The 13957-nt window shown below is 52.7% G+C and carries 11 protein-coding genes; 6 read left to right on the top strand and 5 right to left on the bottom strand.

Features of this window, described 5'->3' with window-relative positions; translation table 11 throughout:
• Positions 1–6 precede the first annotated feature (6 nt).
• Complete coding sequence (locus ACVL1J_RS13350) at positions 7–966, top strand: alpha-E domain-containing protein (RefSeq protein ID WP_341237395.1); 960 nt, start codon at positions 7–9, stop codon at positions 964–966.
• Positions 963–1766 carry a transglutaminase family protein gene (locus ACVL1J_RS13345; RefSeq protein ID WP_341237396.1) on the top strand — a complete coding sequence of 268 codons (804 nt, stop codon included), beginning with the start codon at positions 963–965 and terminating at the stop codon, positions 1764–1766. Before ACVL1J_RS13350 ends, ACVL1J_RS13345 begins: the two co-directional genes overlap by 4 nt.
• 368 nt (positions 1767–2134) lie before the next feature.
• Here the strand turns inward: ACVL1J_RS13345 and ACVL1J_RS13340 are convergent, their stop codons facing one another.
• The gene (locus ACVL1J_RS13340) at positions 2135–2902 is read right to left on the bottom strand and encodes a 3-hydroxybutyrate dehydrogenase (protein WP_341237414.1); all 768 of its coding nucleotides are present in this window, start codon (positions 2900–2902) and stop codon (positions 2135–2137) included.
• 84 nt (positions 2903–2986) lie between these two features.
• Between ACVL1J_RS13340 and ACVL1J_RS13335 the strand changes: the two genes are divergently transcribed.
• Together ACVL1J_RS13335 and ACVL1J_RS13330 are read left to right on the top strand one after the other, a co-directional pair.
• Positions 2987–3847 (top strand): alpha/beta fold hydrolase, encoded by an 861-nt coding sequence (locus ACVL1J_RS13335; protein WP_341237397.1) that lies wholly within the window; start codon positions 2987–2989, stop codon positions 3845–3847.
• 30 nt (positions 3848–3877) lie between these two features.
• Complete coding sequence (locus ACVL1J_RS13330) at positions 3878–6172, top strand: RelA/SpoT family protein (RefSeq protein ID WP_159571571.1); 2295 nt, start codon at positions 3878–3880, stop codon at positions 6170–6172.
• 1 nt (position 6173) lies between these two features.
• Here ACVL1J_RS13330 and ppk1 read toward each other — a convergent pair whose 3' ends face one another.
• Positions 6174–8315, bottom strand: coding sequence for a polyphosphate kinase 1 (gene ppk1 / locus ACVL1J_RS13325; protein ID WP_341237398.1), 2142 nt, complete (start codon positions 8313–8315; stop codon positions 6174–6176).
• Positions 8316–8459: 144 nt separating this feature from the next.
• Here ppk1 and ppx point away from each other — a divergent pair, with 144 nt between their 5' ends.
• On the top strand, positions 8460–9959 hold the full coding sequence (gene ppx / locus ACVL1J_RS13320) for an exopolyphosphatase (RefSeq protein WP_159571577.1): 1500 nt from the start codon (positions 8460–8462) through the stop codon (positions 9957–9959).
• Between the two features lie 21 nt (positions 9960–9980).
• Here ppx and ACVL1J_RS13315 read toward each other — a convergent pair whose 3' ends face one another.
• Positions 9981–10781 carry a GNAT family N-acetyltransferase gene (locus tag ACVL1J_RS13315; RefSeq protein WP_201301489.1) on the bottom strand — a complete coding sequence of 267 codons (801 nt, stop codon included), beginning with the start codon at positions 10779–10781 and terminating at the stop codon, positions 9981–9983.
• Positions 10782–11035: 254 nt separating this feature from the next.
• Between ACVL1J_RS13315 and ACVL1J_RS13310 the strand changes: the two genes are divergently transcribed.
• Positions 11036–11245 (top strand): cold-shock protein, encoded by a 210-nt coding sequence (locus ACVL1J_RS13310; protein WP_008251850.1) that lies wholly within the window; start codon positions 11036–11038, stop codon positions 11243–11245.
• 56 nt (positions 11246–11301) lie between these two features.
• Here ACVL1J_RS13310 and ACVL1J_RS13305 read toward each other — a convergent pair whose 3' ends face one another.
• On the bottom strand, positions 11302–13095 hold the full coding sequence (locus tag ACVL1J_RS13305; protein WP_341237399.1) for a hypothetical protein: 1794 nt from the start codon (positions 13093–13095) through the stop codon (positions 11302–11304).
• Between the two features lie 161 nt (positions 13096–13256).
• The gene (locus tag ACVL1J_RS13300) at positions 13257–13925 is read right to left on the bottom strand and encodes a haloacid dehalogenase type II (RefSeq protein ID WP_159571583.1); all 669 of its coding nucleotides are present in this window, start codon (positions 13923–13925) and stop codon (positions 13257–13259) included.
• Positions 13926–13957 lie beyond the last annotated feature (32 nt).

Here is a 13957-nt window from a genome sequence, read left to right as displayed (position 1 = left end):
ATCAACATGCTAAGTAGAACTGCTGACCACTTGTTCTGGATGGCACGTTACATTGAACGTGCCGAGAACACAGCCCGCATGCTCGATGTCAACGTACAAACTGCCCTGCTTCCGCAAGACCCGGAGAATGCGGAACAAGGATGGCGAGCCATGTTGTCAATTTGCGAATTGACCGAAGCATTTGCGCAACGCCACGACGAGGTTAGCGCAGAGGCCGTGATTGACTTCATGGTCAAAGACCCCAGCAACCCCTCCAGCATTTATTGCTGCTTGCAAGGTGCCCGGGAAAACGCACGTGCGGTGCGTGGCGCACTCACCACCGAAGTTTGGGAAACCAACAACACCACCTGGCTTGAATTAAAAAAGGTATTGACTGACGGAACTGTAGAACGCGATCCATCCGAGTTTTTTGAGTGGGTAAAGTTTCGCAGCCATTTGTCCCGGGGGGTGACCATTGGCACCATGTTGAAGGACGACGCATTTCGGTTTATTCGGCTGGGCACCTTTCTGGAACGTGCAGACAACACCGCGCGACTGTTGGATGTGAAGTTCCACAGCATGCCTTTTAGCCCTTTGGCCAATTTGAATACCGCCGACCCACATGCCGACTATTATCACTGGGCCGCGATTTTGCGTTCAGTGTCTGCCTTCGAAACTTACCGAAAGGTGTATCGGGATGTGATTACACCCGACCGTGTTGCCGAGCTGCTGATTTTGCGTGATGACATGCCAAGGTCACTGTTGGCCTCGCTCAACGAAGTGTGTGCCAACCTGGAGATGATTCGAAACGATTATTCCGCATCCACTGAACGCCGCGCGGGTAAGCTGCGTGCTGAATTGCTGTACAGCCAAATCGACGACATTTTGCAGATGGGTTTGCACGCTTATCTCACCAATTTCCTGGAACGCGTGAACGATTTGGGCAACCGAATCAGCAAAGATTTCCTGGTGCCGCTTGAGGCATGAAACTGCGCATTCAACACCACACCACTTACCGCTACACCTGGCCCGTGCTGTACAGCATTCAGCATGTGCGCCTGACACCGCAGCAAGACACCAAGCAAAGAATTATCGACTGGAAAATAAAAACACCCGCGAAACATCACAGTGCGCGCGATCACCACGGCAATGCGGTGCACACCTTCTCAGTCAATCAGCAACATCGGGAATTAACGGTACAGTCACAAGGGCAGGTTGAAATTGATCCACTTGACGATGGTTATACCCCGGCCCGCCAATTTTCACTCAACCCCCTGGTGTACACGCCCACAACGCCATTGACTCAGTACAGCGATGAGATGCGGGACTTTGCCAGTTTCGTGACCGATACCCACGTTCCATTTGCACATCGAATACTGACACTGGCGCATGCAGTAGCAGACCGGGTTGTGTACACCAAAGGCAGCACCACGGTGGCTGATTCTGCCATGCAAGCCTTCGAGAATGGTCAGGGTGTTTGTCAGGATCACTCGCATGTGATGCTGGCCTGCCTGCGTGCGCATCGCATTCCTGCGCGATATGTGAGCGGTTATTTTTTCAATCCCAATGTGGAGCAACACGACAGCCACGCGTGGGTCGAGGTGTTCGACGAAGATCGGCAGCAGTGGTTGGGGGTAGACGCCACGCACGAATCATTGGTGCAAGGCAATCACTGCCGCCTGGCTGTTGCCAAAGACTTCACTGGTGCATCACCAATTCGCGGCATTCGCACTGGGGGTGGGCAAGAAAGTTTGGACGTTCAAGTGACCATTGAGCGGGTTGGTTAGATTACCAACTGGTTTTTATAGCCCGATCGGCTTGGGTTCCGCTTTCTAGAACGCCCGTTAACTGCCAAATCGGCTTGGGTTTCAATCTCTCGCCTGAAAACCTGATCCTCCCTTTTTGAAATTCACCCTGACTCACCTCGCTCGGCAAAAAGGCGGGCCGAGTCTCGGTGCCGGCCTTTGGCCGACCGTGGCGGGTAAATTCAAACGGGCAGGTTTTCTTGAAGGCGAAGCGATCGAAACACCGCCGCCGATTGGGCACTGAACCCAGCGGTGAACATTCAAGTGCGGCTCAAGTAACCCATGCAGAGTGGGCAACAAACCGTGGCGGTGACCCAGAAAATCGGGATCTGCAGCCCACAAAGCGACGCTTACTGCGCCACCCACCCGCCGTCCATATTCCATGCAGCACCACGCACTTCCTGTGCATCGTCCGAACACAAAAACACCACCAGCCCACCCAACTGCTCGGGTGTTACAAACTCTTGCGAAGGTTGCTTTTCACTCAACAAGCCCACTTTGGCATCTTCCACGGAAACGCCCTCTTTTTCCGCACGCGCATCAACCTGCGCCTGTACAAGCGGGGTCAGCACCCAGCCCGGGCACACCGCGTTGCAGGTAATACCGCTTTTCGCATTTTCCAAAGCCACTACCTTGGTCAGACCCACAATGCCGTGCTTGGCCGCCACATAAGCCGATTTGTTGGCCGACGCCACCAAACCATGCGCCGAAGCAATATTGACAATACGCCCCCAGTTGCGTGCCTGCATACCGGGCAAGGCCAATCGCGTGGTGTGGAAAGCCGCGCTCAGGTTGATCGCAATGACAGCATCCCACTTTGCAGGATCAAAGCTTTCCACCGGCGAAACATGTTGAATACCTGCGTTGTTCACCAAAACATCCAGACTGCCGAACAAAGCCTCTGTACTTCTCACCAAGTCTTCAACTTCAACCACCTTCGTCAAATCAGCGCCGTGGTAACCCACTTTCACGCCATAAGCAGCAATACTTTGCCTGGCCGCTTCAATTTGTTCAGGCGACCCAAAACCGTTGAGCATCACGTTCACGCCCTTGGCAGCCAGGCGCTGGGCAATACCCAAACCGATACCACTGGTCGAACCAGTGACCAACGCATTCATGTTCTTAAAATCCACGGATGAACCTCTTTCGATAATGAAACTCTGAAATACTGATTAAAACAATTCACTGGAGGGTATTGAACAATGCTGACAGCGCGCTTGCACACCGTGCAATGGTTAAGCCCGCAAGGCTTACACAATTTAGCCTACCGCGAATGGGGCGACCCCGACAACCCACATGTGCTGTTGTGTGTGCATGGACTCACCCGCAGCAGTGCTGATTTTGAAGCGCTGGCCCAGGAATTGGGCAAATCCATACGCGTTGTAGCAGCCGACATGCCAGGCCGGGGGAAATCGGATTGCTTGGCTGATCCTGCCCTGTATGGCGTACCCACCTATGTTGGCGCCTGTGTGGCACTGGTGGCCCGTTTAAATGCAGAGACACTGGACTGGTTGGGTACCTCCATGGGTGGGCTGATCGGCATGGGCTATGCTAGCCTGCCCAAAAACCCCATTCGAAAGCTGATATTGAATGATGTTGGGCCAAGCCTGAATTTCAGCGCTTTGCAACGCATTGGCGATTACGTTGGGAAACCCGTTCAATTTCAAACACTTCAAGAAGCACGCCTTTATATTCGAACAATTTCCCAACCCTTTGGCCCACACTCTGAATCGCAATGGAATGAATTGTGCGATTCCGTGTTGATCGAAAAAAACGGACATTGGCAGCCCCACTACGACCCCGCAATCGGCCAGGCATTTCAAAACCTGTCAGAATCCACCACCTTGCTGCATGAAACTGCACTTTGGGCAGCATTTGATGCGATCAAGGCCGACACCTTGGTGGTGCGCGGGGAACACTCCGACCTGCTGTCGAAACAAACAGTGTCGGAAATGAGTCAACGTGGCCCCAGGCCACGCGTTATCGAGGTGCCGGGCGTTGGTCATGCCCCTACTTTCATGCAGAACGAGCAAATTAATATTGTTCGCGACTTTTTGTTTTAAACTGGTCTTAACGAATCCACCCAAGCACACATGGTTTCAGTTTCATCAACACTGGGCTCTGAAAAAAAAGGCAGCGCTTCTGCGCCTGCCCTGGTGTTGTTGAATAAATTTGACGCTGCCCGCGTTGAGGAAGCACTCAACTACGCCCGGGCTCATGCGGCCGATCATCTTCTGGACACCCAAGAATCTGCCATTCAACACATGCTGGCGGTGGCCGACCTGTTGGCTGAGCTGCGAGCTGACGCCAACACCCGAATTGCCGGTGCTTTGGGCCCCTTGGTGTTTTTCGACAAACACCTTGAAAGCCAAATGGAGAAGAAATTTGGGGACGAGGTAGGCCGCATGCTGGCCAGCCTGCGCAAGCTTTTCAAAATGCGATCCATGGTGGGTCCCAGTGCCAGCCGCACCACCATTGAAACCTTGCGCTGGGCCGATCAAATTGAAACCCTGCGCAAAATGTTGTTGGCCATGTCCACCGACATTCGCGTCATCATGATTCGTTTGTGCTCGCGTCTTCAAACCCTGCGGCACTTCACCAGTCACGACGACATCAAAAACGAAAAAGGTCCTTTGTGGGCCTATGCCGTGTCGCACGCGCAAGAAACCCTTGACCTGTATGCACCCTTGGCCAACCGCTTGGGCCTGTGGCAACTGAAGTGGGAACTTGAGGACTTGTCATTCCGCATTTTGCAACCGAACACGTACAAAAACGTGGCGAAAATGCTGGATGAAAAGCGCATTGAGCGCGAAGCCTTCATTGAATCTGCAATGACAAGTATCAAGGAAAACCTGCTGCTTGCCGGTATTCATTGCGAAATCACCGGTCGCCCAAAACACATCTACAGCATTTGGAACAAAATGCGTGGCAAAGGCGTCAGCTTTGACAAGCTGTACGATGTGCGTGCCTGCCGGGTGATTTTAGACACAGTCGATGACTGCTACACAGCCTTGGGAATTGTTCACAACTTGTGGACCCCCATTTCCGAGGAGTTTGACGACTACATCAGCAAACCCAAGCCCAACGGTTATCAAAGTCTGCACACCGTGGTGCAGGACGAAACCGGTAAAACACTCGAGGTGCAAATTCGCACTGAGGCCATGCATCAGTTCGCTGAATATGGTGTGGCTGCGCATTGGCGCTACAAAGAATCGGGCAAAGACGGTTACACCGGCGAAAGTCGCGCTGAGGGTCAGTTTGAGGAACGCATTGCCTTGTTGCGCCAACTGCTGGCGTGGCAAAAAGATGTGACCGACACCATGGGCGAGGCCAGCGACTGGGCGCAGGAAATGAAAACCAGCGCCCTGAATGATCGGGTGTACGTGTTCACTCCGCAAGCCAAAGTGGTGGAATTGCCCACTGGCAGCACACCACTCGATTTTGCCTACCATGTACACACCGAGCTGGGTCACCGCTGCCGGGGTGCCAAGGTAAACGGGCAAATGGTGCAATTAAACACCCCGCTGGACAACGGCCAAACTGTGGAAATTGTGAGCGCGCGGGGCGACGCGGCCACCGGGCCTTCCCGCGACTGGCTAAACCCGACCCAAAAGTACCTGATCAGCCACCGCGCACGCCAAAAGGTAAAGCAGTGGTTTGCACAACAAGAACGCAAAGAAACGCTTGAACGCGGCCGTGCTATTGCCGAGCGCGAACTTCAACGCATTGGGCAAACCGCACAAAACCTGGAGTTGTTGGCCCAGAAGCTGGGATACGAGAAACCCGATGACTTGTATGTTGCGCTGGCCCGTGAAGAAATACGACCCCGCGCGATCGAAAATGCATTGCGGGCCGACCTGCAACCCTCGGGCCCCTTGTCCGACGAAGAACAGATTGAAATTCTTAACAAGCGCAAAGCCGGCTCATTGGGCAACTCAACGGGCAAAGAATCGGGCGTGTTGGTGGTGGGTGTCAGCACCCTGATGACCAACCTGGCCCGGTGCTGTCGCCCTGCTCCACCCGATCCCATTATCGGTTTTGTAACCCGTGGCAAAGGTGTATCCATTCACCGCCTGGGCTGCTCCAACCTGGCCGAGGTCATGCGTCGCCAACCCGAGCGCCTGATTGAAACCACCTGGGGAGAATCCTCGGGCCTTCATTACCCGGTCGACATTGCAGTGACCGCGAATGACAGGCAAGGTTTGTTGCGCGATATCACTGAAGTGTTTTCAAAAGACAAAATCAACGTGATTGGCGTGCAAACTGAAACACAACGCGGGGTTGCCAAAATGCAATTCACCGCTGAAGTCAACAGCGGTGAACAATTGCGAGGCGCACTGACACACCTGCTCGAAGTCAACGGGGTGTTTGAAGTGCGGCGACGCTAATTCAACTTGATTCCGGCGGGCTGACAGGTTCCCTGTGTTCCACAAAACTGGCCGCCAGTGTTGTTAACAAATAATTCTGCGAGTTCATGCGGCGCGCTCCCGTGGGCTTCTTGCGGGTGTAATTCCCCTGAGAATCCATGGTCCACGCCAGAATGTTGTCAGCCAGCAAAGCTTTCAATCCTTCGTCAATCACGCGCTTTTTCAGTTTCTTGTCGGCAACCGGTACGGCCAACTCCACACGCCTGAAGAAATTTCTGTCCATCCAGTCTGCGCTGGAAATAAAGACTTCTTCATCGCCATCATTGCTGAAGTAAAACACTCGACTGTGTTCCAGCAAACGACCCACCACAGAGCGAACGGTGATGTTCTCGCTTAGGTTCGGAACTCCGGGACGCAGCGCGCACACACCCCGAACGATCAAATCAATTTTTACACCGGCTTGCGAAGCCGCATACAACTCATTGATCAAATTCGGCTCGAGCAAGGCATTCATGCGCGCCATAATCCGACATTTTTTACCGGCTTTGGCCAGCTCAGCCTCTTTTCGTACTGCTATCACCACATTGCTGTGCAAATTAAAGGGCGAATTCCATATTTTGTTTAACTTGCGGGCACGGCCCAAACCAGTCAAATGGTTAAACACCTCGTGCACATCGTGCCCCAACGATTCATCACAGGAAAACAAACCAAAATCGGTGTACAAACGCGCAGTTTTCGGGTGGTAATTGCCCGTACCCAAATGCACATAGCGGCGCAATATCACCTTGCCGGTCTCGGTTTTTTCACGGCGAACCACCATCACCATTTTGGCGTGGGTTTTCTGCCCCACCACCCCATACACCACATGAGCACCCACGCGCTCAAGCTTGGATGCCCAGTTAATATTGGCTTCTTCATCAAAACGGGCCATCAACTCCAGCACCACCGTCACTTCCTTGCCACTGCGGGCTGCAGCCAACAAGCTGTCCATCAACACCGATTCAGTGCCCGTGCGGTATATGGTCTGCTTGATAGCCACCACATCGGGGTCAGTCGCAGCCTTCTTGATGAATTCCAGCACAGGGCTAAAACTTTGATAAGGGTGATGAAGCAATACATCGCCCTTTTGAATCGCCTTGAAGATATCAGGCTGCTTCACAAGTGCTTCAGGTCGCCCTGGCGCGAAAGGCGCAAACTTTAAATCAGGGCGATCCACCCAGTCTGGCAACTGCATCAAGCGCACCAAATTCACGGGGCCGTTCACGCGATACAGGGCCTGTTCCGATAGCCCGAACTCCTTCAACAGACGTGAAGTCATGTCGGCTGACGTTTGATCGCTTACCTCAAGACGCACAGCATCGCCAAAATGTCGCTGCGACAACTCGCCCTGCAAAGCCACACGCAGATTGGTGATTTCTTCTTCATCCACATAAAGGTCACTGTTGCGGGTTACGCGAAACTGGTACACACCGTGCACTTCCATACCCGGGAAAAGTTCGGGAATAAAAGCCTGCAAAATCGAGGTCAACATCACAAAACCATGTTCGTAACCCGACAAATTGGATGGCATGCGAACAAGGCGTGGCAAAGCGCGTGGGGCCTGCACAATGGCCACATTCGATGCTCGACCAAACGCATCATGGCCAGTCAATTCAACAGCAAAATTCAAGGATTTGTTCAGCACGCGTGGAAACGGGTGTGCGGGGTCGAGTCCAATCGGCGTTAAAACAGGCAACACCTCGTGCCGGAAGTATTGGCGGGCCCAGTGTGCCTGCTCCTCATTCCAGGTCGCCAGTGTCATCAAGGCAATGCTTTCCTCCCGAAGGGCGGGCAACACCGATTCATTGAGCAAACGGTACTGCTGCCCAACAATTTCTTGCGAGGCCACAGAAACCCGGTGCAATGTTTCCAGTGCGCTCAAGCCGTCTTTGTCGGTGAATTCCGGATTTTGCCGGATTTGTTCTTGCAACCCCGACACCCGGATCTCGAAGAACTCGTCCATGTTGCTGGACACGATGCACAGGTATTTCAAACGCTCCAGCAAAGGCACGCTCTCGTCTTCGGCCATGGCCAAAACCCGACGATTGAAGGCCAATACACCCAACTCGCGGTTCAAATACAATTCTTTATTGGGTGCTACGTCAGTGACGGTTGCTACTTTCAAGCAATACTCCAAGTGTCGATGCGTTACCCTTGATGGTATTTCAAAAATGTGACAAACATTTGAAAGTGGTCAAATGGCCACAAACAAAACCAGGGTGCTTCATTTGTGGCATCCTAGCGCCTGACCCGAATCACAGACCACACAATGTCCAAGCCACGCCAGTTGATTGCCGCCGTTGACATGGGTTCCAGCAGCTTTCGAATGATTGTTGCCCGAGTGGAAGAGCTCAACGGGCAATCCCAAATTTACATCATTGATACCCTTCGAGAACCCGTTCGTTTGGGTGCAGGCCTGAACGCTCAGAAGTGCCTGGACGAAGACTCCCAAGAGCGCGCTCTTGGCGCGTTGAGCCGTTTTGGCGAACGTTTGCGCTCGTTCAAGCCGGGCGAGGTGCGTGCCGTCGCCACGAACGCAGTGCGGGTGGCGCGCAATGCTGCCGAATTTATTGCCAAGGCTGAAGCCGCGCTGGGATTCCCGATCGATGTAATTTCGGGTGTTGAGGAGGCTCGCCTGGTGTACTGCGGTGTTGCCCACCAATTGCCCATTGGACAAGGCAAGCGCCTGGTGGTCGACATTGGTGGGGGCTCCACTGAATTCATTATTGGCGAAGACTACGAGCCCGAAGCCATGGAAAGTTTGTACATTGGTTGCGTGAGCACCGCCCAGCAATACTTTACCGATGGCAGCATCAGCCCCCGCGCCATGAAAAACGCCATCATGGCGGCACGCAAAGAAGTTGCGGTACTGCGCCGCCAGATGCTGGACATGGGTTGGACTCACGCCATTGGATCTTCAGGCACAGCAAGGGCTTTGGCTGAAATATGCATTTCAAACGGGTTTACCCAACATGGCATGTCTGCTGAAGGCCTAAGGCTGATTCGAGAACATGTCACGGCAGCCGGGCACCTGGACAACATTACCCTTGAGGGGCTGAAGCTTGATCGCTTGCCCATGATGCCTGGCGGCCTTGCAGTGATGAGTGCCGTGTTTGAAGAGCTTGAAATTGAACAAATGGATGTGACCGATGGTGCGTTACGCCAAGGTTTGCTCTATGACATGCTGGGCCGCCAGCACAACGAAGACATGCGCGAAATTACAGTTGCGCAGTTTTTACACCGCTACAAAATTGACAGCAAACATGCGGGCAAGGTCAAAGTACTGGCCGAACTGTTGTTCAAGCAACTCATGAAACAATTGCCCGAATTAAAAGAGCAGCTACCGATGCTGCATTGGGCTGCCATGTTGCACGAGATTGGTTTGTCGATTGGTCACAATGGTCACCACAAGCATGCTGCCTACATTCTCAGTAACGCAGACATGCCCGGGTTTTCAAAACGCGAACAACAATTGTTGTCGACTTGGGTGCTTGCTCACAACGGAAAACTGGGCAAGGTCAGCGACATCGCCAACACCGCCATTCACTGGGCAGCGCCCATGTGCTTGCGCCTTGCAGCCCTGTTTTTGCGCCGCAGGGAGGTAGAGGCCTTGCCTGAACTCAAGGTGAAGCTGCTTGAACAAGGCATTCAAATAAGTGTGCCTAAAAACTGGCTGATCACCCACCCCTTGACCCAATACAGCCTTGAAACAGAGGTTGAACAGTGGCAACGAATCGGGCTTGAACTGGAGTTGCTGACCCGGCGCTGAACCGGGCTTATTCAAACCCGATCAAATGAAGCCGAAGTGCCTTGCGTAACGTGGGCTCATCTTGTCGATTGACAACAGCATCATGAAGTCTGCGGTGTTGAAATCGGGATCCCATGCGGGCTCGCCACACACCACCGCGCCAAGGCGCAAATAACCTTTTACCAAGGGTGGCGGCTCAATTTCCACGTCGCAACGCAAGCGCTCAACCGGTAAACGGTTCTTAGGGAATACCTGGCAGCTGGCTTCGGCCAGGTGCGGCTCAAGCTGCTTGAACAGGCTGGCAGCCTGGTGGCCTCCATCGCGCAGGCTGACGCTTGCGCAACCAATCAGGTGCTTGTAGCCACCCAGCTTCATGTATTGCGCAATACCACTCCACAGCAGCATGATGGCCGCGCCATTGCGGTAATCCGGGTGTACGCAAGACCTGCCTACCTCAACGGTGGTTTTGCGCAACCTTTCAATGCGGTTCATGAAAAACTCGGTCTCTGAGTACCAGCATTTCAGGCGTGCCGCATTCTCTGGCGCGAGAATGCGGTAAGTACCCACCACTTCGCCGGTTTGGCTGTTTCTTACAAGAAGGTGATCACAGTAGGCATCAAACACATCATGATCAATCCCGTTACTACCCAGATCTGCACCATATTCTTCGGAAAAAATATTAAAACGTAGTTTTTGGGCCTCAAGCACCTCAGCGGCTGTTCTGGCCAGACAAACCTCCAGCGAAGGGGCCTGTGCGCGCGCAGGAGTACTTAGGTACAAGGCATTTCTCAAGGCATCTTGCTTGGTGACATCGTGCTTGATCGCTTCCATCCAAGGGTCCATTTGTCATTTCGATGACACGAAATGTACGGATTGCATGTGACAGTGCGATAAAAGAAATGTGAAGAAAAGGTGACTGAACTGAAAATGTTGCTTGACAAGCTTCAGGAAAAGCCTAAACTGGCTTCAGCAAAAAAAATTTGGCGCTACTTCAGGTCAGTTCAATTCAGGCAAACCGCTTAAGCAATAGTTCTGTTTCTCGAATTTCACCCAGTTTTTTAGCTATTTTGTTCAATTCAGAAATCCAGGATATTGCTATGTCTGATACCGTAACCGGTCAAGTTAAATTTTTCAACGAATCCAAAGGCTTTGGCTTCATTTCCCGTGAAAACGGTCCTGACGTGTTCGTACACTTCAGCGCCATTCAGGGCAACGGCTTCAAAACCTTGGCTGAAGGCCAGAAAGTGTCTTTCACTGTGACTCAAGGTCAGAAAGGCCCACAAGCTGAAAACGTAACAGCGCTGTAATTCTCGCGTCTACGTGAAAAAGCCGCCCTCGGGCGGCTTTTTTTATGCCTGTCGTGTCAAGCCCAGGCCACAGGTTTTCTTTTGCTACCCGCCAGTTCCAGTGGCCTCGCCACGTTGCCATTCCAACCCTCGAGATGACAAGCGCCTTTGGCAGCCCCCATCAAAATGGCGGCTGGTATGGCAACCAAGAGCATTTGCGCAGCAGTGCTGATGATTGAAATTCCCAAGCCAATGGCACCAAAAGGTACATTCAAGGGGAATTTGACCTTGGTCAATGCCTCGGGCCCACCCAAGCCCACACCATTGCCCGCAGCTAGAGAAAGAAAAAGAAACGCATCAACTGCGGCCCAGATAGAGCTGGCCACTGCCCGGCCTATGCTGAAACTCGCCGTGCGGGAATTGGGTATTTTCAGTGCCGACTCGGTAATGTATCCCGCCAACTTGGCGATTGGACGGGTTAACTGATAATTCAGAGACATCAGAATGCCGTGATTAAACACCCTCAGCCCCTCGGACATCCGGGCCAAACTGCGCGTCACCGGCCCATATTGATGCGAGTTGTTCAGCATACTTTCCGCGCTGTAACGCAAGCTGGCTGCGGTTGGCCGAACTTGCGCCTGCCCACCCTCTTTCCTGACAAAACCAAGAACATGCACAAGACTGTTGGACACACCCTTGCGCAACGTCTCTGCGCCCTTCTCAACACAGTGGCGAAGATCCATGAAATTTTCGTGTGGATCAGAATGAACGGCAGAATGTTCGATCAAGTTGCTCAAAGCCAAAAAGTGATTTTCACGGGCCAACAGTTCGGCTTTGGCTGACTTGGCATCGAGAAAGTTGCCTGATGTACTGCCAGTCGGGCTTAACTCCGTAAGATAAGACCCAATCGTTTTTTCAATGGCCTGCTTGATCTGTGCTTCGTTTTGACAATTGTTGGTGTTCTCAAGCAGCCGATTCAACAACAAAGGCAAACTATTTGCAGCACAGTATTTTTCGCCGATCTTGTATCGCAAGGCTTTTGCCAGCAAGGTGATGGCGCCTGGCTTGTTTTTGACGTCATTTAACAACAAAAAAATACGGTGAAGGTGCTTGTCCTTGTTGAACTGGATCAGGCCCGTCACTGCGCCACTCAAACTGGATTTTGAAGCGACCATGCAACTGCTTGCACCAAGTGCCAGAGACACCATGGCAGAGACCGCCGAAATTGCACTAAAGCTGCATGCAAGGGCGCGCATGTCAGCAAGCAATGCCTGCGACACATTGTTGAAAGCCCGGCCCAAACCCTCGGTGAATACCCCTCGGGAAAACAGTGCTACGGCGCCCGCGACCAAGGGGAGAGCAGCCAGGACACGCAGCTGGCTGGTGAAGGACTTGTCATCCCGATTGGGCGTTATTGCGATTTTGCTGAGTTTCAACAGCAAGCCAGTGGGCGCTGCACCCAGTTCAGTGACACCATTTGCGCAGTGGGCCCAGCGAGAAAGCTTGACCGCACGCTGATCTGGTTTGGACAAACCAAACCGGGGCTCACTTAATTCGGGGTTAAACCTTAAATTGTCTTGTCGGTAAAACCGTGCCTTGAGCAAGGCACTGTCAAAGACATTAACTGGTTTGCCGCCAACAGCATTTTTGTACTGCTCCGCAAACAATGCAGCGGATACCCGCTGGCTGCTTTCGTAAGCCGCCCGGTGATAACGCGCGTCTGCATTGTTACCCTCGATCCAGGCCCGCAGCCTGGATTGCCAGCCTTTGCGAACCAGCTGCCCATGGCCTAGCGATTTGTAGTTCGCTTTGCGAATGGTGTGAGCCCGACAGGCGGCCAAAGAAAAATCATCTTTCCTGGGCGAAAACATTAATTCTAAAGGCACATCAGTGCCCGAATGCGTTGAAACCAATGGTGGGCAGCCAGCCATTACTACTTCCTTTGCTTGAATTCAAGACAAGGATCGACAGTATTTTTTTATTACGGTGCCACGAATCAACATGGCTGGCAAAATCTTGGACTCTTGCTCCCTCAGATGAGGGACAACACGTCGTTTAAATTGCGGCCAGTCGCCATGGGTTCTACATCCAGCCTTTCCAGAGGCAAACCAGCGCGGTTCACCCAGAGTGTGGGCAGACCAAACCAGGAGGCGCCACATGCATCCCAGCAATTGCTGGAAACAAACAAGGCCTCAGACGCCTGCAGCCCAAAGTGATTCAAACCCATTTGATACACAGCGCTGTGAATTTTGAAGGTTTGCAGCGAATCGACGGACAGTACGGCATCGAGCAAGTCCTGAAAGTTCGCCCCACGCACTGCCACGTTCAGCATTTCTGTGTTGCCGTTGGACAAAATTGCAGTTTTGATGCCCCGACTTTTCAACGCTTGCAACACCGCTCTGTTCTCGGGATAAGCCGCAAGACTTGAATACACATTGAGCAAACGCCGCTGGCGTTCTTCGCTTAAATCAAGCTTGAGTGCCTCGCAAGCATAACGCAGCGCATCAATGGTGATGTCCCAAAAGGGCTTGTAGCGCCCAGCCATGGCACGCAGGCGCGTGTATTCAATTTGTTTATCGCGCCACAGCACGGAGAGCGCTGCGCCCTGCCCGGGAAATATTTGCTCTGCCGTGCTAGAGACTGAATACACATCAAACAAGGTGCCATACGCATCAAAAAGTACCAATTTCGGAGTTGCCATTCATTACACCTTTCATTGCGAATTGATTAATC

The organism is Limnobacter sp. G6BE5S (assembly GCF_058448965.1).
Note: the sequence above shows the minus strand (reverse complement) of the source record. Positions and strands in the feature narration are given on the sequence as shown.

Coding starts and splice junctions, on each gene's coding strand:
- ACVL1J_RS13350 (WP_341237395.1), top strand. CDS start 7: ATGCTAAGTAGAACTGCTGACCACTTGTTCTGGATGGCACGTTACATT.
- ACVL1J_RS13345 (WP_341237396.1), top strand. CDS start 963: ATGAAACTGCGCATTCAACACCACACCACTTACCGCTACACCTGGCCC.
- ACVL1J_RS13340 (WP_341237414.1), bottom strand. CDS start 2,902: ATGAATGCGTTGGTCACTGGTTCGACCAGTGGTATCGGTTTGGGTATT.
- ACVL1J_RS13335 (WP_341237397.1), top strand. CDS start 2,987: ATGCTGACAGCGCGCTTGCACACCGTGCAATGGTTAAGCCCGCAAGGC.
- ACVL1J_RS13330 (WP_159571571.1), top strand. CDS start 3,878: ATGGTTTCAGTTTCATCAACACTGGGCTCTGAAAAAAAAGGCAGCGCT.
- ppx (WP_159571577.1), top strand. CDS start 8,460: ATGTCCAAGCCACGCCAGTTGATTGCCGCCGTTGACATGGGTTCCAGC.
- ACVL1J_RS13315 (WP_201301489.1), bottom strand. CDS start 10,781: ATGGACCCTTGGATGGAAGCGATCAAGCACGATGTCACCAAGCAAGAT.
- ACVL1J_RS13310 (WP_008251850.1), top strand. CDS start 11,036: ATGTCTGATACCGTAACCGGTCAAGTTAAATTTTTCAACGAATCCAAA.
- ACVL1J_RS13305 (WP_341237399.1), bottom strand. CDS start 13,095: ATGTTTTCGCCCAGGAAAGATGATTTTTCTTTGGCCGCCTGTCGGGCT.
- ACVL1J_RS13300 (WP_159571583.1), bottom strand. CDS start 13,925: ATGGCAACTCCGAAATTGGTACTTTTTGATGCGTATGGCACCTTGTTT.